The sequence below is a fragment of the Cytobacillus oceanisediminis genome, assembly GCF_007830235.1.
In the GTDB taxonomy this organism is placed as follows: Bacteria; Bacillota; Bacilli; order Bacillales; family Cytobacillaceae; genus Cytobacillus; species Cytobacillus oceanisediminis.
Genome location: NZ_VLKI01000019.1, coordinates 26,474 through 47,928, shown reverse-complemented (window position 1 = coordinate 47,928; position 21,455 = coordinate 26,474). Strand labels below are relative to the sequence as shown.

General features: G+C 38.4%; 19 protein-coding genes and 1 pseudogene. 9 read left to right on the top strand and 11 right to left on the bottom strand.

Annotated features, from left to right (window positions below; genetic code table 11):
* Window positions 1-93: 93 nt before the first annotated feature.
* On the bottom strand, window positions 94-1,176 hold the full coding sequence (locus tag IQ19_RS22140; RefSeq protein ID WP_144545175.1) for an AI-2E family transporter: 1,083 nt from the start codon (window positions 1,174-1,176) through the stop codon (window positions 94-96).
* A gap of 152 nt (window positions 1,177-1,328) precedes the next feature.
* On the opposite strand from IQ19_RS22140, the gene IQ19_RS22135 reads away from it, so the two are divergent.
* The gene (locus IQ19_RS22135) at window positions 1,329-2,387 is read left to right on the top strand and encodes a mechanosensitive ion channel family protein (RefSeq protein ID WP_242021091.1); all 1,059 of its coding nucleotides are present in this window, start codon (window positions 1,329-1,331) and stop codon (window positions 2,385-2,387) included.
* A gap of 64 nt (window positions 2,388-2,451) precedes the next feature.
* Here the strand turns inward: IQ19_RS22135 and IQ19_RS22130 are convergent, their stop codons facing one another.
* From IQ19_RS22130 to IQ19_RS22120, 3 genes are all read right to left on the bottom strand, one after another.
* Window positions 2,452-3,291, bottom strand: a complete 840-nt coding sequence (locus tag IQ19_RS22130) for an STAS domain-containing protein (RefSeq protein ID WP_158638881.1) — start codon at window positions 3,289-3,291, stop codon at window positions 2,452-2,454.
* Between the two features lie 155 nt (window positions 3,292-3,446).
* The gene (locus IQ19_RS22125) at window positions 3,447-3,632 is read right to left on the bottom strand and encodes a hypothetical protein (RefSeq protein ID WP_144545171.1); all 186 of its coding nucleotides are present in this window, start codon (window positions 3,630-3,632) and stop codon (window positions 3,447-3,449) included.
* Window positions 3,633-3,760: 128 nt separating this feature from the next.
* Window positions 3,761-4,192, bottom strand: coding sequence for a hypothetical protein (locus IQ19_RS22120; protein WP_242021090.1), 432 nt, complete (start codon window positions 4,190-4,192; stop codon window positions 3,761-3,763).
* Window positions 4,193-4,351: 159 nt separating this feature from the next.
* Between IQ19_RS22120 and IQ19_RS22115 the strand changes: the two genes are divergently transcribed.
* The gene (locus IQ19_RS22115; protein WP_144545169.1) at window positions 4,352-6,652 is read left to right on the top strand and encodes an ATP-dependent DNA helicase; all 2,301 of its coding nucleotides are present in this window, start codon (window positions 4,352-4,354) and stop codon (window positions 6,650-6,652) included.
* Between the two features lie 214 nt (window positions 6,653-6,866).
* Here IQ19_RS22115 and IQ19_RS22110 read toward each other — a convergent pair whose 3' ends face one another.
* On the bottom strand, window positions 6,867-7,547 hold the full coding sequence (locus IQ19_RS22110; RefSeq protein ID WP_242021089.1) for a YczE/YyaS/YitT family protein: 681 nt from the start codon (window positions 7,545-7,547) through the stop codon (window positions 6,867-6,869).
* Between the two features lie 285 nt (window positions 7,548-7,832).
* On the opposite strand from IQ19_RS22110, the gene ltaS reads away from it, so the two are divergent.
* Together ltaS and IQ19_RS22100 are read left to right on the top strand one after the other, a co-directional pair.
* On the top strand, window positions 7,833-9,800 hold the full coding sequence (ltaS, locus tag IQ19_RS22105) for a lipoteichoic acid synthase (protein WP_144545166.1): 1,968 nt from the start codon (window positions 7,833-7,835) through the stop codon (window positions 9,798-9,800).
* A 573-nt stretch (window positions 9,801-10,373) separates the two neighbouring features.
* Window positions 10,374-11,369, top strand: a complete 996-nt coding sequence (locus IQ19_RS22100) for a F510_1955 family glycosylhydrolase (RefSeq protein ID WP_415802820.1) — start codon at window positions 10,374-10,376, stop codon at window positions 11,367-11,369.
* A gap of 33 nt (window positions 11,370-11,402) precedes the next feature.
* On the opposite strand, the pseudogene IQ19_RS22095 reads toward IQ19_RS22100, so the two are convergent.
* A pseudogene (locus tag IQ19_RS22095) lies at window positions 11,403-11,636 on the bottom strand (multicopper oxidase domain-containing protein); the annotation flags it as partial.
* A gap of 687 nt (window positions 11,637-12,323) precedes the next feature.
* Between IQ19_RS22095 and IQ19_RS22085 the strand changes: the two are divergent.
* The 3 genes from IQ19_RS22085 to IQ19_RS22075 all read left to right on the top strand — a co-directional run bounded on the left by IQ19_RS22085 (window position 12,324) and on the right by IQ19_RS22075 (window position 15,425).
* Window positions 12,324-13,763, top strand: coding sequence for an MATE family efflux transporter (locus IQ19_RS22085; protein ID WP_144545162.1), 1,440 nt, complete (start codon window positions 12,324-12,326; stop codon window positions 13,761-13,763).
* A 366-nt stretch (window positions 13,764-14,129) separates the two neighbouring features.
* Window positions 14,130-14,459, top strand: a complete 330-nt coding sequence (locus tag IQ19_RS22080) for a four-helix bundle copper-binding protein (protein ID WP_144545160.1) — start codon at window positions 14,130-14,132, stop codon at window positions 14,457-14,459.
* A gap of 228 nt (window positions 14,460-14,687) precedes the next feature.
* Complete coding sequence (locus tag IQ19_RS22075) at window positions 14,688-15,425, top strand: urease accessory protein UreH domain-containing protein (RefSeq protein ID WP_144545158.1); 738 nt, start codon at window positions 14,688-14,690, stop codon at window positions 15,423-15,425.
* 156 nt (window positions 15,426-15,581) lie between these two features.
* Here the strand turns inward: IQ19_RS22075 and IQ19_RS22070 are convergent, their stop codons facing one another.
* Window positions 15,582-15,905, bottom strand: a complete 324-nt coding sequence (locus tag IQ19_RS22070) for an AbrB/MazE/SpoVT family DNA-binding domain-containing protein (protein WP_144545156.1) — start codon at window positions 15,903-15,905, stop codon at window positions 15,582-15,584.
* A gap of 680 nt (window positions 15,906-16,585) precedes the next feature.
* Here IQ19_RS22070 and IQ19_RS22065 point away from each other — a divergent pair.
* Window positions 16,586-17,182, top strand: a complete 597-nt coding sequence (locus IQ19_RS22065) for a YdhK family protein (RefSeq protein ID WP_144545154.1) — start codon at window positions 16,586-16,588, stop codon at window positions 17,180-17,182.
* 163 nt (window positions 17,183-17,345) lie between these two features.
* Window positions 17,346-17,978: an NAD(P)/FAD-dependent oxidoreductase gene (locus IQ19_RS22060; RefSeq protein ID WP_144545152.1), complete on the top strand. Its 633-nt coding sequence runs from the start codon at window positions 17,346-17,348 to the stop codon at window positions 17,976-17,978.
* A 65-nt stretch (window positions 17,979-18,043) separates the two neighbouring features.
* On the opposite strand, the gene IQ19_RS22055 is transcribed toward IQ19_RS22060, so the two are convergent.
* The 4 genes from IQ19_RS22055 to IQ19_RS22040 all read right to left on the bottom strand — a co-directional run bounded on the left by IQ19_RS22055 (window position 18,044) and on the right by IQ19_RS22040 (window position 21,321).
* Window positions 18,044-18,562, bottom strand: coding sequence for a hypothetical protein (locus IQ19_RS22055; protein WP_144545150.1), 519 nt, complete (start codon window positions 18,560-18,562; stop codon window positions 18,044-18,046).
* 132 nt (window positions 18,563-18,694) lie between these two features.
* A complete protein-coding gene (locus tag IQ19_RS22050) occupies window positions 18,695-19,258 on the bottom strand; it encodes a TVP38/TMEM64 family protein (protein ID WP_144545147.1) in 564 nt (187 codons plus the stop codon).
* Between the two features lie 3 nt (window positions 19,259-19,261).
* Window positions 19,262-19,939, bottom strand: coding sequence for a response regulator transcription factor (locus tag IQ19_RS22045; RefSeq protein ID WP_144545262.1), 678 nt, complete (start codon window positions 19,937-19,939; stop codon window positions 19,262-19,264).
* Window positions 19,939-21,321 (bottom strand): sensor histidine kinase, encoded by a 1,383-nt coding sequence (locus IQ19_RS22040; RefSeq protein ID WP_415802816.1) that lies wholly within the window; start codon window positions 21,319-21,321, stop codon window positions 19,939-19,941. Before IQ19_RS22040 ends, IQ19_RS22045 begins: the two co-directional genes overlap by 1 nt.
* Window positions 21,322-21,455 lie beyond the last annotated feature (134 nt).

Sequence of the window (21,455 nt, the reverse complement as noted above, 5' to 3'; positions counted from 1 at the left end):
TTATACTGTTTTATTAATAAAGAATCATATCATTCGAATTATCTCCGCAAAAAAAAGGAGCTGCCGATTTGGCAGCCCCAACCAATCAACTAACTATTCTTCCGATAAAATGCTTTCTCTTGTTCTTAATCTGTAAAATCTTTTGAAGTCTTTGACCAGTACCTTAATAACTGAGTATAAAGGAATGGCTATGAGAATTCCGATGAAGCCGTAAAGGGATCCTGCTACGAGCAGCAAAATAATGACCGTTAAGGGATGAAGGTTCAGCCTATGGCCCATTACATAAGGAGATACAAGATTCCCTTCCAGCTGCTGTACAATAACAAGTACGCCTAAAATTTTAATCACCATGGTTGGGCTTTGCATCATGCCGACAAAAATGGCAGGGATTACTCCCAGAATGGGGCCGAGAAATGGAACGACTGTCAGGAACATCGCAAAAATCGCCAAGATCAAAGCGTAATCAAGACCAATGATCAGGAAACCAATATACATAAGTGTCCCGTCAACAACTGCGATAATGAACTGTCCAATGACATAAGAAAACAAGGTTTTATCAACATCCGTAAGAATTTTGTTTCCCTCATGCTCGTGTTTATCCGGCAAATATTTTAAAAGGAAGGGGCGAAGCTTATGATCATCCTTTAAAAAGTAAAATAATATAAAAGGTACAACGACGAGTACTGTAGCGATGCTGGTAATCGTATTGAATATATTCATGATGTTTTCGCCTGCACCGGATAAAATCGATTTAAAATAGGAGACAGCCTTATTCTCTAGATTCTTGTAAGAGAACATTCCCATATTGTTTTCTTCAACCACTTCTTCTGTTTCTTTGGATACATCCTTCACTTTTTCAGGCAAATTCCCGGTTAATTCGGTAATTTGATTGCCTATCAGGGATCCTGCAAAACTGCTCCCTAAGTATATCAATCCAGCTACCGCTGCAAACACCAGTAGTATGCTTGCTGGTTTTGGCATGATATTAGAAGCCAGCCTAACAAGCGGCCTTAAAATATAATAGAAGAGACCTGCAATTAGTATAGGAAAAAAGATAGTGGCAATCAATGCACGGATTGGCCACAGAAAGTAATCAATTTTTCCTAACAGAAAAATGATGATTAAAACCAAAATAATGCCTGTTGCATATTTAAAAAACGGTTTGTTAATCCACATTCACATACCCAACCTTACTATATGTATTTAATATTCACCTTTCCTTTTTTTTATCATTGTTAAACACAAAGCTGGTTTAAACCCTCCTTCTGTTTAATAAGCCCCAAAAGAAGGAATAGATAAACATTAGCAATTAAACAGGTGAGTGTTAAATGGATGAATTGAATGTATCTATACTATTAATAAAAAATGTAACAATACAGGAAGCTGCACTATTTCTCTTTTTTACTGGCGTAATTTTGGCTGCAAAATGGACGATAAACATGGTCTTAAATAAAACGGGGAAAAAGAAGTCGATCCAAAACGAGCGTATTCTGCAAGGAGTTGCCTCATTAGTAAATTGGGCCGCTTTTTATGGGATTATTATTCTCTTTCTGTTTTACTTTTCAAAGGAGAAGTGGCTTTCTTACATCTTGTTCACAGCAGGTGAAGTAGATGTTACGCTCAAATTACTTATCGTTGCTTTTTTAACTGTTTCGCTTGCGCACCGGCTTGTTCAGGTATTAACCAAATATCTGTTAACGTCTGTTTATGAATTTTACGGGGTCGACAGAGGATTGGGTTACTCATTCAACCGGATGATCTATTATACGGTTATGATTGCGGCTCTTGGGATAAGCTTAACGACCGTAGGGCTGGATTTAAGTGCTGCAGCTGCGATATTGGGCGTCCTTGGGATTGGTATTGGTTTCGGTATGAGGAATGTTGCCGGAAACTTTATTTCAGGTATTATCATTTTGTTCGAAAGGCCGGTTGAAATCGGGGAAATGATCGAAATCAATAATAAGATAGGAAAAATAGAAAGTATTCGATTAAGGTCAACGATCATCCGGACAGCCAAAGAGGGGACGCTAATTGTGCCAAACCAGTATTTTATAGAACAAATAATAAAAAACAGGACAGGTTCAGAAATGCTGGCACAAGTACTGATAAGTGTTGCCTATGGAACAGATACAGAAAAAGTCGAAGAGCTGCTCCACGAAGTAGTAGTACGGGAGATTTCAAATGCAGACGGAGTGCTGCTTAAACCATCTCCAGATATCCGTTTTGTTGATTTTCGCAATAAAGCCATGGATTTTCTTATCGAAGTCCCAGTTGCCCATTTTGAAGCAAAGCAAACTTTTGAAAGCCGTCTGCGCCATGGAATTGCGGAGACCTTTTATAAAAATGGAATTGAGCTCGCTTCACCTCACGGTTTCCCAGCCGATTAACTGTCCCCATCAGAAAAAGATTAAAAGCCAGGCTGCACGATCAATGAGTGCTGCCTGGCTTTCTTTAAATGCTATTTTCTTTGGACATTTGTGAAATAACGGCTTGAAGATTGCTCATCACCTGGATATTTGCGAAACTTACACCCAATTGAACGACTGATTGGGCAATTTCCGGCCTAAGACCTGTTAGAATAGCTTTAACACCAATTAAATTTAATGCCTTTACGACCTGGAAAATTTCGTGTCCAACCATTGTATCGATAATCGCAACGCCCGACATATCAATAATCAGCGTATTAACCTTTAGCTCTGAGCATTTTTGCAATGACTTTTCAATCAAAACCTTCGAACGGTATGTATCGAGCTCGCCAATTAACGGCAAAATTGCTACGTCCTTGGTTAGTGCAATAACAGGTACGGATAGTTCCTGAATCGCTTCTTTCGCTAAATCCAAAGAGCGTTTATGGTCTTTTACGTAGGAAGCGCTAAATATGGATGCTGCGTTATCTAGAATAGGATCAATAATATCTGATACCCCGATTAGCTCCATTGGATCAACAGAATGAGATTTTAAATATTCTTTAATCACCTTCCAAGTTAGAGAACGGTATACGCTAATCGTTTTTAGGGCTTTATCCAACGGAAGCTGGCTTTCAACTGCTCCTTCGCCTGTAACCTTTGCCCATTCAGCGACTTTCTCTTCCACTGATTCTGGATTCCTCTCAATGATCGCTTCTCCCAAAAAACCGATGAGCTTGGATCTCCATTCATTTACTGCATCTAAATCGCTATGTGAAGCTTTTAAACGCTTTACATAGCCTTCCTCTAGAAGCTCATTGAATTGTTTCGTTATTTCAAGCTTTTTATTTATTACTTCTTGCCCGATGTCTTTTAAAGATTGCAAAATATAATCCTCCATGACTTTTTGAATCATTATAACATTGGGCAGAACTGTTAAAAAGCAATGTGCCTTTCGTGGCTGAGTAAAGGAAGTTAAAGAAGAAAAAGAAAAAGAAAAGAAAAAGCATCGGCATTAGCCGATGCATAATCAAATGAAGCTTATCTTCCGATCAATGCCTTCACGCCAAGATAAAGAATGGCTAGACCGAATACAAGCATGGCCAGGCCGCCGACAATAGTGAAAAAACTAGTAATACCTGAAGTAATAACTGCAGTAACAGGTACCATTGTCAAACCATAACCAGCCAGCATACAAGCTAAATATAATAATGCCAATTGATACATTATTGATCCCTCCTTCACTAATAATTTATGAGGAGGAACCAATCTTGCTTGGTCTAATAGCCCAAATTTTCCGAATAAATAATAAACAGTTCTTTAGTAGGAATTATCAAACCCCAGCCAACATTTGGTTATTTCTGCATTTCTTGTATGGCAATAATTTTTAAAGCAGTTAGTTCTTCTTCTGTTAACCTATCACTCAAAAGAGCATATATTTCATTTTGTTCTTCAGGGGTCAGGCCGCCTTTTACTTTCGAAGCTACCTGGCGGATTTCCTTTACGGAGAAGTCTTGAGAAATCTTTTTAACAGCTTCCTCTTTTGTAGTGATTGGCAAAGAGGTCTCTTTTAAATCCACAGTAGAAATTGCCTCTGAATGACTACCAATTAACTCTTTCACGGAAGGGTCATTCGAAAGCATCTCAATATCACCTTCAGTAATGCTCCCAGCCACTTCAGCCATTACTTTGTCAGAAATCATATCCATTGAAGCTAAATAGGCTAGTACACCGAGGAATAAAACAGCACATACAGACATCGTCCAAAGTGTAATTTTTTTCAACATTTGTTCGCTATTGCTCTAATTTGAACAATACCTCTCACACCCTTTTTAAGTTCTACTCTATTAAAGTGTAAATCGTCATTTCCGCATTTTGCAAATAATATCTTATGTAGAACATATGTGCTATAATGAGGTCATTATTTAATATAAGGAGCCGAATCGATGCAAGATAAAGTGAAACTATCTGTTAGGTCGCTAGTTGAATATGTGTATAGAAGCGGCAGCATTGAAACAGGCTTTCGCTCTGCAGTATCCCTTTCGGAGGGAACCAGGTTACATCAGCGCATTCAGAAACGGTATGGAGAAGACGATCAAAAGGAAGTGCATTTTCTCGCCGACCTATTTTATGGAAATCTGGAATTTACTCTGGAAGGTCGCTGCGATGGACTGCTCCTCAGAAACAATGAACGAATAATAGACGAAATTAAGTCAGTTTCCCGTTCAATAACAGACATAAACGAGGATACATATCCTGTACATTGGGCTCAGGCAAAGTGCTATGCTTTTATGTATGCCAGGGATCATCATTTAAAAAAGATGACCGTCCAGTTGACTTATGTCCAAAGTGATACAAATGAAGAGAAGAAATTTAGGCAAAGTTTTTCCTTTGAAAAATTAGAACATTTTATACAGGAACTATTGGAAGCTTACACTCCTTACGCAGAAATGAGAATGATGCACAAAAAGGATATGATGAAAAGCATCCGCGATTTGGGCTTTCCTTTTCCTAACTATCGCGAAGGCCAAAGGAAGTTCGCGGGTGCAGTCTATAAAACCATTGCCGAAGGAAAAAGCTTGTATGCCAACGCTCCTACCGGAATTGGAAAAACCATTTCGGCTCTTTTTCCAGCTATAAAAGCCATTGGGGAAGGAGAAATCCAGCGAATCTTTTATTTAACGGCAAAAACAATCACCCGCCAGGCTGCTGAAGAAGCTATAAAATTGTTGGAACAAAGCGGATTGAATCATAAAACGGTAACCATTACCGCAAAGGACAAAATATGCTTTAAGGAAGAAACCAATTGCCAAAAGGAGTACTGTGAATTTGCCAATGGATATTATGATCGGATAAATGGTGCTATTCTCGACCTTCTGGCAAATGAAAACTTGATGGATAGAAAAGTAATTGAAAAATATGCGCTAAAGCATAGAGTATGTCCCTTTGAATTCTCATTGGATGCAGCTTATGCAGGGGACGCCATTATTGGTGATTATAATTATGTTTTTGACCCCAGGGTGTCTCTTAAGCGCTTCATTGAAGAAGAAAAAAAGAAAACCGTTCTCCTGGTAGATGAAGCACATAATCTGGTCGACCGTGCAAGAGAGATGTATTCATCTTCATTGGATAAGTCTTCCTTTTTGCAGTTGAGCAGGAGCTTTAAAGGGAGGGACGAGGGTATTCAACAAAGTGCTAAGCGGGCGAATCAAGTATTTATTGCGCTGAAAAAAAAGTGCGGTGAACCCAAGGCAATTGTAGAAAAGGATTATCCGGATGAGCTCCTTCCAGAGCTCCAAGAATTTGCAGCATGTGCTGAAAAATATCTATTCCTTAATAAGCATGAAGCTGAAGACGAATTACTGGATACATACTTTGCTGTCCAAAGCTTTATTCGGATCAGCCAGCTTTATGATGAAAGATTTGTTACTTATTTTCAAGACCAACGGAATGATATCCGAATCAAATTGTTCTGCCTGGATCCTTCATATCTTTTGCAGCAGGCAGTGAAAGGATTTAAGTCGACTATCTTTTTTTCGGCTACTCTAAAGCCGTTAAACTATTTTAAAGACATGCTTGGTTTTTCTAAGGATGACTACACATTATCTATTCCATCTCCCTTCTCAAAAGAACAGACTGATGTTTACATTCAACCTCTATCAACAAGGTTTCATGATCGTGGGGAGTCTATTGAACCCATTATTAAAACAATTAAGGATAGGCTAAAAGGCAAGAAAGGCAATTACCTTATTTTCTTTCCATCCTATCAGTATATGGAAGAAGTATATCGACGATTTCTGGATGAGGATTTGCATATTAGGACCATCATACAGAGGACAGGAATGGAAGAAGGGGAAAGGGAAGCTTTCCTCGAAACATTTAAACCAAATGCTGCAGAAACACTGCTTGGTTTCGCGGTTATGGGCGGAATTTTTTCGGAAGGCGTTGACCTGCAAGGAGACAGGCTGAATGGGGTGCTTGTGGTTGGAGTTGGACTTCCCCAGATCGGATTGGAACGAGATATTATGAAAAATTATTTTCTTCAGCATAAAAAGAATGGGTATGACTATGCATACACTTACCCTGGAATGAATAAAGTCCTGCAGGCAGGAGGAAGACTGATTCGAGCTGAAAACGATACAGGAATGATTGTCTTAATTGATGACCGGTATTTGCACACTAAGTATCAGGCTCTGCTGCCAGAAGAGTGGAAAGATTTTATGGTATTAAAAAAATGGCTATGTTAAAGCTCATTGTTGATTTTGGCACATGTTGATTGGAGAGGAAGGCACGAGACTCCAGCGGGAAACGCGAGTCATTGGGAGACCCCGCATGCTTTTACGCCGAGGAGCGTCGGACCGCCCTCTGTTCGCTGAGTTTCTTAAGCGGAAATCAATAGGCAAGATTAACAGAGTCAAAAAAATAAAAAACAGCCTGTCGAACAAAATCAGGCTGTTTTTTTTATTCAGTAATAATCGGCTTTTTAGGTGCCTGTATTTTTTCAAGCATCTTTTCAAATCTCGGATAAAAGAATTGCACAACCAATCCAAGTGTCAGTGTCACTACAATGGTTCCAATGCCAATAGCTCCTCTAAATAAAAAGGCAAGCAGGAGGGCGAAACTTTCACTGATAATGCGAGAGTTCCTCAGGTTTAAACCAAAACGGGTGTGGATGGCAACCATCAGTGTATCCATCGGGCTTGCCGGGAATTTTGCCTGCAAATAGATCGCAACACCGACCCCCATTGCCATTATGCCAAATAATAAGGCAAAGGATTGTCCTGCCAGTGTAGCCGGAGATAAATCCTTAAAGATAATCAGAAGCCAAAAGTCGATAAGAGCCCCAATAATCAGGATTGAAATCGCTGCAAGCACTTCAGGCTTTTTCTTCATTAAAAAAGCATTAAGAAAAATCAGTACAATTCCATTTATAAACACAAAGGTACCAACCGTTAAGTTGAACATCTGAGATTCACCGACAGCTAATGCATCCCATGCTGAAGCACCAAGATTCGACTTAATAATTAAGGCAACTCCCATCGTAAGGATAAGAAGACCTACAGTAAAAAATAAAAAGCGCTCTTTCATGATGATTCTCCAATCATTTGTAATTAATTTTAGCTTGTGCCCTTTTAAAATCATTACTCGCAAAGAAGTAATATTATGAAAGGAAAATTCATTTTACCATTGGAATCAATTCGTTTAAAGTAAAATATTTGTGGCGAGATTCTATGTTTGTAGGATTTTGCAAGAAAAAGGCGAAAGATATAGCGGGTATTTTTGTTTTCATTAGGCTGAAACTGTGCTATATTATTTTACATTCATTCACCAATAATTAATGTAAGCTTTACATATTTTACTTAAAAATAAAAAAACTTAGCTGCCGCTAAGTTTTTCGCATGTTTACTATTTAAGAGGTGAAACATTATGAGAAAGCTTTTAAAATCGCCTAAAAAGCTGGCGAAAAGCAGTCTGGCTGTATTCTTTCTGGCTGTAGTTCTGTTTTGGCTAAAAACGTATATTGCCTATCGAATTGAATTTAATTTGGGAATTAATAATGATGTCCAAAGGTTTTTGCTGTTTCTGAATCCATTAAGTTCTACTCTTGTATTCCTTGGATTTGCTTTGTTTTTTAAAGGAAAGATCCAGTCCGGGATGTTAATTGGCTTAAACTTCTTTTTATCCTTTTTGCTGTATGCCAATGTTGTTTATTACCGATTCTTTAACGACTTTATTACCGTGCCAGTCTTAATGCAGGCAAAAGTGAATGGCGGACAGCTTGGGGACAGTGCTCTTTCGTTAATGTCTCCATTAGATATCCTTTATTTTACCGATACCCTTTTGCTGATTTTTCTTGCAGTAAGGAAATGGTACAAACCTGGAAGGAAAGTTAGCAGAAAACCTGCTCTGGCTGTAATCGCAGCTGGAATCATTGTTTTTTTCATCAATCTCGATATTGCTGAAAGTGATCGTCCGGAACTGCTGACCCGCTCATTTGACCGTAATTATTTAGTTAAATATCTTGGTGCCTATAACTTTACCGTCTACGATATTGTCCAAAATGCCAAATCAGCGAGCCAGAGAGCGCTGGCGGATAATAATGATGTAACCGAAGTGGAAAACTACGTGAAAGCCAAGTATGCTGCGCCAAATCCTGAATTTTTTGGAGAAGCGGAAGGTATGAACGTTATTTTCGTTTCCATGGAGTCACTTCAGACCTTTATCATTGACTACAAACTAAATGGAAAAGAAGTCACGCCATTCTTAAACTCCCTTGCCCATGATGAAAAAACGTTTTATTTTGATAACATCATTAACCAGACTGGCCAGGGAAAGACATCTGATGCGGAATTCATAATGGATACTTCCTTATATCCGATGTCACAGGGTGCGGTTTACGTAACGAAAGCGCAAAATACTTTTCATGGTACACCTGCCATCTTAAAATCCCGGGGTTATACATCCGCTTCCTTCCATGGAAACTACAAAACCTTCTGGAATCGGAACGAAATGTATAAAACAATGGGGTATGACAAATTTTTTGATGCTGAGTACTACAATATGAGCGATGAAAATACGAAAAATTATGGCCTGAAAGATAAGCCGTTTTTCAAGGAATCCATGCCGCTGCTGTCAAGCTTGCCGCAGCCATTCTATACAAAATTTATTACACTTTCGAATCACTTCCCGTTTAAAATGGATGAGTGGGATACAGAGTTTCCTGCAGCTGAAACAGATAATAATGTTGTCAATCATTATTTCCAGTCAGCCAACTATATGGATCAGGCTCTTGAGCAATTCTTTAACGACTTAAAAGAATCTGGCTTATATGATAATACAGTTGTTGTCATGTATGGTGATCACTACGGAATATCTGAAAATCATAATGAGGCGATGGCAGAGGTCATTGGAAAAGAAATTACTCCTTTTGAATATGCACAGCTACAGAGGGTGCCGGTTTTTATTCATGTACCTGGAGTTGATGGTGGAGTAAACCATAATTTTGGCGGGCAGGTGGATGTGCGCCCAACATTACTTCACTTGCTCGGTATCGATACCAAGGATTATTTAGAAATGGGTTCAGACCTACTATCTGAAAAGCATCGCGAAGTCGTGCCTTTTCGAAATGGAGATTTCATTTCACCTGAATTAACACAAGTGGAAGAAACATGCTATTACACTGAAACAGGTGAAATTGCTGAAGCAAGCGCATGTGCACCACTATCAGACCAGGCGAAAAAAGAGCTCGAAATGTCAGATAACATTGTCTACAAAGACTTGCTGCGCTTCTACCAGCCAGAAGGGTTTGTACCAGTCAATCGAAATGAATTCTCGTATGTGAAGAAAGAAGAGCCATATAAAGAAGAACGAAATGGGCCAGGCTTACAGAAATAAAAGTGAGAGCGGAGAGATGAATCTCCGCTCTTTATTTTATTTTTTAAATGGCTATGTTAAAGCTCATTGTTGATTTTGGCACCCTCTTGATTGGAGCGGAAGGAATGAGATCCTCGGAAATGCATCCGCATTTCCTTCGTGCGGTGTTTATTCAAGGATGCTTATTCAAAGTGCTGCGTGACACGCGTGTCAAAGGGAGACACCGCAGGCGTTAACGCTGAGAAGCGTCGGACCGTCCGAGTTCGCTGAGTGCCTGGAGCGGAATCAACAGGCAAGTTTGACAGAGCCTTTGAAATAAAAGTCTGATTTTCTGATTCGTTGATATATTGGATTTTTCGTTGATAAAACACCAGTTTTCGTTGATATATAGAAAAAATCGTTGATATATTTACATTTTCGTTGATTTATCATTTTACGTGCACACTTTTTGCATAAGTTTTTAGTAACCTCTACTTAGATTACAGCTTTTAAGCTTGTAAAGTGGCTATTCTCCTTGATTTTCCATTAGTAAGCTGTTATTTTAGACACTTATAAGACACAAAAGCTGAAAAATAGAATGTTGGAGTGAGAAAGTTGAAGAAATTATGGATCATTGCTGCTGGACTTACATTGGGATTAAGCGCGTGCGGCCAAAACGAAGAACCGAAAGTTACGGAAGAAGAAACTGCAGTCGAGGAGCAGAATGAGCAAACAGAGAGCCAAAATACAGATGACAATAAAGAGATCATAGCTAACCATGATTTTTTTGAACCGTTTGATGGGAAAATCGATCATATTCATGGGCTTGGCTATGCGGGCAATCAAGGAGCACCTTTCTTTGCCGCCCATGATGGCTTAAAAGTATATGAAAACGGCAAATGGTATAAAACAAAAGAACAAAATAATGACTATATGGGATTCAATGCAACAAAGGCTGGATTTTATACAAGCGGGCACCCAGGGCAGGATTCCAATCTCCCTAATCCTTTAGGTATCAAAACAAGTACGGATAATGGACAAACACTTGATAAAATCGCTCTTGAAGGGGAAACAGACTTCCATGTTATGGGAGTTGGATATGAAAATCAGGCGATCTTTGTCATGAACCCACATAAAAACTCGATAATGAAAACGGAGAAATTTTATCTAAGTGAAGATAATGCCAACTCATGGCAAGAAGTTCAAGCCAATGGCCTTAAGGATGTTTTAATCAGCGTTGCCGTACAGCCTCAAAAAGTGGATTACCTGGCTGCTGCTGGACAGCAGGGCATTTATCTTTCAAAAGATAAAGGAGAAAACTTTGAAAAGATCACAGATAGCGGACAAGGCACGTCAGTATTTTTTACAAACGACAGCCTCATATATGGGACTTACGATGGAACTGCCAAACTGGTAAAGCATTCACTGTCTGATGGATCAGAAACGGAGATCCCATTGCCTAAAATGGAAGAGGATGCAGTTATGTATTTTGCCCAAAACCCGCAGAATGAGAAGGAGATGACTTTTGTCTCATTTAACGGGAATATTTATTATACAAAAGATAGCGGCAGCAACTGGGACCTTATTGTAGAGGCAGGAAATCCTAAGTAAAAAACGGAATGGGGGCTACCCATTTCGTTTTTCTTAATCTTTAACATTAAACTGTCCCATCATTCCTGCTTCTTCATGTTCTAAAATATGGCAGTGATACATGAATAATCCCCTGCGTTCAAAAGTGGCAATGGCTCTTACTTTTTCCCCGGGATATACAAGGACTGTGTCTTTCCATCCCTGTTCATTGGGAGGAGGAGGATTTCCATCTCTGTCGAGGATTTGGAATTGGGCTCCGTGGGCATGGAAAGGATGGGCCATACCGCCATCGTTCCCAATCATGTTTTTATTCTTTCTAAAAAGGCGGCAAGAAATTACGTATTCTTATACCCGTTTACGTATTAATAAATGATAGCCTTCTTTTGTTTTTGGCTCTGTTAAATTTGCCTGTTGATTTCCGCTGCAGGCACTCCCTTTCCGCGGGCGGTCCGGGAGCCTCCTCGTCGCTTTGCTCCTGCGGGGTCTCCCTTTGATCCGCACTCCCGCAGGAGTCTCGTGCCTTCCGCTCCAATCAACAGGGTGCTAAAAAACAACAATAAGCTTTAACAGAGCCTTGTTTTTAATAGCAACTGATAACCATTTGTTTGAGTAAATATGCATTTTTTGTGGAGTTTATTTGTAAATTTGCGGGGTACGGAAATAGGGAGCTGAAATAATAATTGTATATGGAAAGGATTGATGACATGTGCTTCTGTCTGCAGTAAATATGGGTATTATTACTTCTCATTTAGTATCACAGATGGAATGATTTTTTAATTTAAAACTCTATTAGAGCAACTGAGAAATTGAGAAAAATACTTATTAGGGATCCTAAGGAGACATAATAAGGTAATGGAATGTTAAATATTCAAGAACAGTAAATAATATAAATACCCTATATAAAAATAAGGCACACTAAAAACAGTGTGTCTTATTTTATTAATTTACATCCTTCACAGAAATGGAGGGAAAAAGTTGAAAGAAGAAGCAGTAGAAGCCAAATTGAGCAATGTTCAATCCAATAAAGATAGGTTAAAAATAATTACCGTTTTGGCCATACCGGCTGTTATCGAAAACTTTTTTCAAACAATTCTTGGTTTTGTAGACACCTATTTTGTTTCAAAACTTGGACTTGCTGAGGTATCGGCTGTAGGTGTTACAAATGCAGTTCTTGCCATTTATTTCGCGCTTTTTATGGCAATAGGGGTTGCAGCAAACGTAAGAATCGCTAACTTTCTTGGAGCGAATCTTACGGAAAAGGCCAGGCATATATCCCAGCAAGCTATTGTCCTAGCGCTGTTATTTGGTTTGCTTACTGGTATTGCCACTTTGTTTTTTGCAGAACCATTGTTAAAGCTGATGGGAATTGAAGCTGATGTTTTAGAAGCTGGTTCCCTTTATTTTAGGATTGTCGGAATTCCTTCCATCTTTATGTCCCTAATGTTTGTTTTAAGTGCCATTCTTAGAGGGGCAGGAGATACAAAAACACCGATGAAAGTAAGCATTGTTATTAATATTGTTAACGCTGTGCTGGATTACGTGCTGATTTTCGGCTTTTTACTTATTCCGGAAATGGGAATTGTAGGAGCTGCCCTTGCTACTGTATTCTCGCGGGTTATTGGCAGTGCTGCGCTTTTATTCTATCTGAATCGCTCAAAGGTTTTAGCTTTCCGTAAGGACTATTGGAAGCTGGATAAGGTTCATTTAATGGAGCTAACTGCGCTCGGGGCACCAGCAGCAGGTGAACGATTAGTCATGCGGGCTGGCCAAATTGTCTATTTCGGATTCGTTGTGGCGTTAGGAACAAATGCCTTTGCCGCTCATCAAATTGCAGGTAATATTGAAGTCTTTTCTTACATGATAGGTTATGGATTTGCAACTGCAGCGACAATTCTTGTAGGTCAGCAAATCGGTGCGGGCAACCTGGAAGAGGCGAAAATCTATGCAAAGCTTACAACTGTATTAACATTGGCATCAATGACTATTCTTGGAGCTATGCTTTTCTTCCTCGGTGATTGGGCAGGAAGCTTTTTTACAGAAGACAGGGAGGTAATCGGCAATATTGGGACTGCGCTAAAAATATCGGGTGCTTTTCAGCCATTTTTAGCTGTTTTGATGGTATTGACGGGAGCTTTTCAAGGTGCAAACAATACAAAATTTCCAATGTACCTGACAGCAGTTGGTATGTGGGCAGTTCGAACAGTCCTTGTATATGTATTGGGCATCATGCTAGGCTGGGGCTTGGCCGGTGTCTGGATTGCAATAGGGGCTGACATAGCATTCCGGGCAATTGTTCTGGTTATTCAGTTCAAAAGAGGAAAATGGATGGCTCTCGAAAAAGCACCGGAGGCAGAATCTGAATGCCATCCGCAGACAACCAAAGAAAATATGTCGGCTTGTGTAAACAATTATTAAACTTTGCTAAGAAAAAGGTATTTTAAAAAACAAATCGCTTCGGGCAGTGAATCTATAGATTCCTGTCCGTTTTTTCTGTTTCTATATCTCTTTTTTGATGATTAACTTTTATATTTAAATTATTTATAAGGTACAAATTAGCGGAATGGGGGAAGACCAATTTAAATTTAAGGGGTTTATTTTAAATCTAACCTTAGAAGGAAAAAAGATTAAATCAGCATTCCAAATTTATCAAGCTCGAGTTCTTAATGAAAATAAAGACAAAGCCTTAGTATTGAAAACCTGAATCATATATTTTTATGCAGTTTAAATAAAAACAACCGGGGTAGTATGAATGTGAAGACAAACTATACGGAGGGATGATCAATGTATAATCAGTCCTATGAAGATTGTATAAAAGCTTGCTTGGAATGTATGGAAGCGTGCAATGTTTGTTACGATGCTTGTTTTCAGGAAGAAGATTTAAAAATGATGGCAGATTGTATTAGAATGGATCGGGAATGTGCAGATATATGTGCATTTGCTGCAAAATCCATGCAGTCCAATAGCCCTTTTGTAAAACAGGTTTGTAATCTTTGTGCAGATATATGCGAAGCATGCGGGAATGAATGTAAAAAACATGATCACGAACACTGCCAAAAATGTGCTGAAGCTTGCTTTAAATGTGCAGAAGAATGCAGAAAAATGGCTTCTTAAATCAAAAATAACAGCTAGACACCCGTAATGAGATGTCTGGCGCAGCTTGGTTTTTAAACTATGAATAATGTTTTTTAGGCTCACCTTGTATAAAAAAGGTGAGCTTTTACTATTTCTTCATTGAAAATGCAAAATTAATCGTTATCATGAAAGAAAGGTCTGATGAACTGCCTATATAGAAGATTTTTATAAAACTCACAGCAATGGAGAAAAAGGAGAAGTTAATGAATGTATGAATTTTTTAGCCAAATCAGTAATTTCATGAGCCAGCCTTTTATCAATATAGGACTTGATATGAGAGGAATTCCCATTCTATCTGCGTTTGTATTAGGGATTGTAGGGGCGTTGGCACCGTGCCAATTTACAGGAAATCTAGGTGCTATTGCATATTATGGAAACCAATCTATTCAAAAGAAAACTGCCTGGAAAGAGGTCTTTTTCTTTATTTTAGGCAAAATAGCAGTTTTCTCAGGACTTGGCATTTTAGTTTGGATCCTGGGTGTTGAAATCAAAACATCTCTCACTGCTTACTTTCCATGGTTTAGGAAAATAGTTGGCCCTATGTTTATAATAATTGGACTATTCTTTCTTGGACTAATCAAATTTCACAAAACAATTACATTGGGAAGTATACCAGATAGACTTCAAAAAAAAGGAAATTTAGGGGCGTTTCTCATGGGTGTAAGCTTCACGGTTGGTTTTTGTCCAACGATGTTCGTTTTGTTTTTTATTACGCTCATGCCTATGGCTATGGCCGTCAGCTATGGGACAATCCTTCCTGCCATCTTTGCTGTCGGAACCTCACTGCCTCTTATTATTGCAATCTTCCTAATATGGTACTTGGGGCTGGGGGGGAGATTACTGAAGAAAAAGGGAAGAAGGCTAGGTAATATAGTTCAAAAAGCAACCGGTTTGTTGATGTTTGTTCTTGGTATTTTGGATACCATTACTTATTGGAGTCTATGAATTGAGTAAAGAAAAAAAAAGTTAAAGGAAAACTGGAGTGCGTGTGAAAGGCTTAAAAAGCGTTTATAAATTGATTGCACCCAGTAAAAAGCAAATATCTTATTTGTCAGATAGATCATTCATTGTCAAAGTTAACCGTGACAATATTGCTTTAATTCAATATGAGTTCTGTTGGAGCAAATGATTTTCCTGCTGGACCACTATTTTAATTATCAGTGATTTATTTTCTTTAGCGGATTGTATCATTAGAAAAGTGGTAGCATTTATATTTAACATTTTTCTGAGTTCCATAGGGATAGAAAGCCTCCCATTTCTAAAAATACATTTATTTAAATAGTCATCTGTATGATGAGAGCTAATAACAAGTTGGTTAGCTTCTTTATATATCGTCACATATTCTCCATCCTTGAAACCTGCCTGTTTATACAGTTCTGCAGGAAGGGATATTTGGCCACTTTTTGTTAACTTCTTAATATACAAAGTACACGCCTCCTTTATATAAGCAAAAAATACAAATCTAATTATTGAGTTAGAGATTTAAATTTACGCGAATTATCTATGAGTATATTACGACAAAAGTATGAAGAAAATTTGCAGTCTAATATACTTCTTAATCAGTTAGCTATTGTTATACATTTTTTGAAGCCGTTTCAGTCCTTATTTTTTGCAAAATTTGATTCTGGATCTTAAAAGTTATAGGAAGAAGTAAGTGGAAATTGAAAATTTCTGCAAATATTATTCCTTAAAACCCTATTGTCTGATTACAATGTAACAGCAAATAAAGGCAGCAAAAATATATTAGAACTAGAATTAACAAATAACAAAACAACAAAATATAAAATGCCTAAAAATGTTGATGGCTATATTACGTTTATAGCGATCAACCATAAAAATAAAGGTGAGCTTGCTTTTCCACAGACCAACTTAATAAATATAGAAGCAACGATAAAGGAAATACATGGTATTCAGTTGTAGGTGAAGGTGAAATAAGCGGAACAAAATAAATGAATGAGTTAGTTAGCAGGAACTCAATTTATTTTTATGACTTAAATAATGTCAAAACCGGGAAGATAACCTTGTACTTTCATTAATACCTTTCTCCTTACTTTCTGCACATTTTCCTGTAATAATATCTTAAATTCTATAGGAGGTTATGGATTATGTTTATAAGTAAAAAGTTGACTTTGGGATTTGTTTCTTTCATTACTGCGATTTCATTGTCAGCGTGCAGCGGCAATGGTGAGGAAGCTGGTCCGGCAGAAACTGCAGAGAAAAACACATCTACTGAAGAAAACAATGAACATTCTGGAGGCCATAGCGGCATGGACCATTCTGGCTCCGGAGAGGCTCCTGAGGGATTAAAAGAAGCGGAAAATCCCAAATATGAAGTCGGCAGTAAAGCGATCATTACACATGGACATATGGAAGGAATGGAGGGCGCTGAGGCAACGATCGTTGGTGCTTATGATACAGCGGTGTATACTATTTCCTATACTCCAACCACTGGCGGAGAAAGAGTAGAAAATCATAAATGGGTAGTCCATCAAGAAATAGCGGATGCCGGTGAGGAGCCATTTGCAGAAGGGGACGAGGTTAGAGTAAATGCAAGCCATATGGAGGGCATGGAAGGTGCAACAGCTGAAATTGATTCTGTGGAGGAAATGACCGTCTATATGGTTGATTTTACTACAACAGATGGGGAAGAAGTTAAAAATCATATGTGGGTAACAGAAAATGAGCTGTCCCCAGCTGAGTAAACATAAAAATTGAAGGTTATAAGAGCTTATACTACTAGGGTGTAAGCTCTTTTTAAATACCTGGAAAAAATCGATATAATTCTTTCTATACTATAGCGGGGTATTGTATAATAGGGTTGATGAACGTTTTCGTTGTTTATGACTTGGATAAAGGGGTGTTTTTATGAGCGATACAAAAGAAAAAGTAAAACTTGCCGTTAACGGCGGCATTGGCTTTGGTGCCAAGCTGTCGGCGAAACAGCTTATGGTTTTGGCGAAATATATGGACGAAAATGACGAGCTGGAGCTAACGACATTTCAGCAGCTCTACATTGAAATCGATGCTGACAGGAAGAAGGAAATCATTAAAGAGTTTGAAGAAACCGGGCTGAATTGTTACCCGGTTGGGAGCTATGTAAAAAGCTTGAGAACCTGCAATTTTTGCAAGGGGGCAGAAGAAGAGGGAATGCCAACCGCGAAGGAAATAAATAAGAGAATTTCAGGCAGACCTGTTCCCTTTACACTAAAGCCTGCCTATACTGGCTGTCCGGTTGGCTGCGGGGAACCCCTTATGAATGATATTGGAATCATGAAGGTGAAAGAAACATATGATTTATATGTTGGAGGCAAAGCAAAAGGCAAGGATGCCGAAGCCGGGACTCTCTTAATGGAAAGCCTGAATCCTGACCAGCTATATTCAGCCATTGATACATTAATAGAAATATATCAGCAAAACGGCAAGAAAAGAGAAGCTTTCCATAAATTTGTGAAAAGGTATGGAATTGAAAATTTACGTTCAGAAACAAAGATAATATAAATGGAAAAGGAAACAGCATCAACACTCTTCTTGGATAGAGAAAAGATGCTGTTTTTTAATGGGATTTATTTAGAATATTTCTTTTTAAAAGCTTTCATAGCCTCAATCTGTTCTTCCCGTGAGACGTCAGGTACATGCACCCAGCCCTTTTTCTTTATAATATGGGAATATTTATCCTGCAGCCTGACCTGCTGCAGTGACATTTGAACATGAATGTTTTTTATGTTTTCAGCTTTCATAGCCAAAGCAGAAGTAAAGTTATCAAGTGCCATGGATCTGGCAGTGTGGCGTCCTTCAATAGCAATATTTTGTTCTGTTAGCTGATTAACGGGGGATTTGCAGTCAATAGGAACTGGCTTCACGTCTGTTAATGCTTCTACAGTAATATTTTCGTTGATTTGCGGATCCATCAGGTTAATCATGACCCTTACATGATTATCCATAATGACTATTTGTTCATATAGGACCTGGCGCAATTCGGGATCATCAACTGTACAGAAAAAGAGCTTTAATTTTTCTATAACGGCTTTATGAATGTTCAAATGCTCGGCCATAAGGCTTAAATCGATCGCTTTGAGTATCATATTAATCCCCCTAATACCAAAATTCACACTCTTTCTATGTTTATCATTGCACGGCTTGTCATCATGACAACATATTAATTTGAGGATGGATGTGTCAAAAAAACAAAATAAAAAGAACAGCTAAACTGTCCTTTAATTAACTCTTCTTTTCCATATCAAATAAAGCAAAAAGAAAACCGAAACGAATAGAATAATGCCGATTTGAAATTCTGTTTTTAATTTAAGTGCTTCCGAGATTGTGTATGCCTCAATAATTAAAGCGGGAATCTTCCCAAATGTGCTGGCCAGGCTGAATGAAAGCAAACCCATTTTGCTAAAGGCTGCAGTCAGCGTTACTGCTCCAGATGGAACGAAGGGCAAGATTCTTAGTAAAATAACGATAAAAAAGGCAGTAGTACCTTCAGCATTTTTAAGTTTAAGCAAAAATTTGTTATCCTTATTTTTGATCTTCGGAAAAATAGAGAATAGCCTGGAGATCCCTTTACGGTATAGAACGAAGCTTACGACCGCTCCAGCAGCTTCTCCAATAATTAAAATGAATAAGCCCCAGTTCAAGTCAAATACGGCAATAGTGCCGACCGTTATAAAGGCACTTGGGAGAACCCCTGTAATGGCGACCCCTACATTCATCATAATACTAAAAAGTGCTGCAAATAAAGGCTGTCCGGAAATCCATAAAAGAATATCAGAAAACATTCATTATTCCTTTCCAGTCCATTTGTAGCCGACTCCCCAGACAGTCAGTAGATAATCATCAGCCGGGAAACCGGCTTTCCGCAGTTTTTCACGTAAATTGCGGACATGTGAATCGATAGTGCGATCTTCAATGGATACACCATATCCCCAAACGGAACCAATCAAATGCTCTCTTGAGAAAACTTTGTTGGGGTTAGCGAGAAAAAGCTTAAGCATAGAAAATTCTTTTGGGGTTAAAAGGATTTCTTTGTTTTTAAAAAGCAGTTCAAATGAATCCTCTTTTAATACTAATCCCTTAAAGGTTAACGTTTTTCCGTCTGATTTCCTTCTTCTAAGAACCGCTTCAATTCTTGCGACCAATTCCTCTTCATCAAACGGTTTCAAAATGTAATCATCTGCTCCAATGTTGAGGCCTTTGACAATATCAGGTTTCTCGCTTTTGGCAGTCAGCATAATGATTGGAATATCCCAAAATTTCTTGATCTCCCGGCATACTGTCCAGCCATCCATTTCAGGCATCATCACATCCAGAAGAATGAGATCTGCAGTATGGGAATCCAGATAAAGCAAAGCATCTGCGCCTGACGTTGATTTAATGCAATTGTATCCGCGCGGTGTTAAATATAAAGAAATCAAATCAAGCATTCTTGTTTCATCATCAACCAGCAGTATTGTTTTCATCATCCATCGTCTCCCTTAAAAACCATATCAAATTCAGTTCCTATATTTTCTTTGCTTTTTACAGTAATGGTCCCTCCATGAGCATGGATAAGTTCTTTTACAATGGCTAGGCCGAGCCCCGTTCCCCCAAGGGCTCTTGTGCGTGATTTATCCACTCTGTAGAAGCGATTAAAAATATAAGGCAGTTCATGTTCAGGAATTCCTTTTCCGTTATCTTTTATCCTAATAATGATATTCTTATTGTGCCTGCTTACAGTAATAGCTGTTTTACCATCCGGTGAAGAATATTTAATGCTGTTATCCAAAAGATTAAAAATGATTTGTTCCAGTCTGGATGCATCAGCATTTAATTGGATAGCTTCCGGGCAATTTACTTCAAGTATCATCTTTTTATCCATAAAGGCAGGAGTGAATTTTGCTTCGATTTTTCTCATGAAATCATGGAGATCAATTGGTGTTTTGTGAATATCAAAAGAATTTTTATCAATTTTCGCCAAATCAAATAGGTTTTTAACCATATCTGAAAGGCGGTTTGTTTCTTCCAGGATAATCGTTAAATATTGATTTCTTTCCTCTGCAGTAAGATTTCGTTTTTGGACGATATCCGCATAACCTTTAATGTAGGTGAGAGGAGTGCGAAGTTCATGTGAAATGCTGGATAAAAACTCGCTGCGTTCCTCTTTTAAGTAACTTAAATCATTGGCTAATAACTGTATCGATTGTGCCAAATCCCCAAGTTCATCATCCCCTGTTTTAGGAAGGGAAACAGAAAAATCCCCCTTGCTGATTTGCGAGGTTGCTTCTTTCATTTTTATTAAAGGCTTTGCTAGTGCTTTTGATAGAAAAATAATGATTGTAATGGTAAAGATAACAGCAATGAACCCTGCAAGCAAAAACTGCTCATTTAAACGGGAAATGAGGGATTGAATCCATGCTGTATCCTGAAACATATAAACATAGCCGATAAGCTGGCCTTTCTGTTCAATGGGGCTTACGGTAGAAATATAATCCTCATCCCTCCAATTATCACCGATCGTTTGCCCTTCTCTGGGAACTGAAGGATTGGGCCTATCAATATATTCTTGAATGATGGAGCTTTTTACAGATGAACCAAGAATGTCCTTATTGATATTTGTAATTACCACATCTGTATTTGCTTCAGACTCCATTAAGGCTACATGGGAAATGGTGTCGTTTTCAAAATGTCTTTCAAGGATTGCACGATGAGAATTCCCCCTTGTCTGGAGAGCAATCAGTTCTTCTTCTACACGAGATTCAACAAGTGTGCTATGTAAAAAGAAAAACGTAAAGGTTTCAAGCCCGAAAAGGATCAGGAAAAACAATAACCCCAATTTTAAGGAAAGATTTTTCAAAGGACTCACTCATTTCAGATCAATTACTTCTATTATATTCGAAAAAATTGAAGAATCTATGCAGAAGCTTCAGGTTTTAATTAGGGTAGAGGAAGGTAAATTAGAATAATGTGCCCTAACATAGTAAAATACAAAGAGAACAG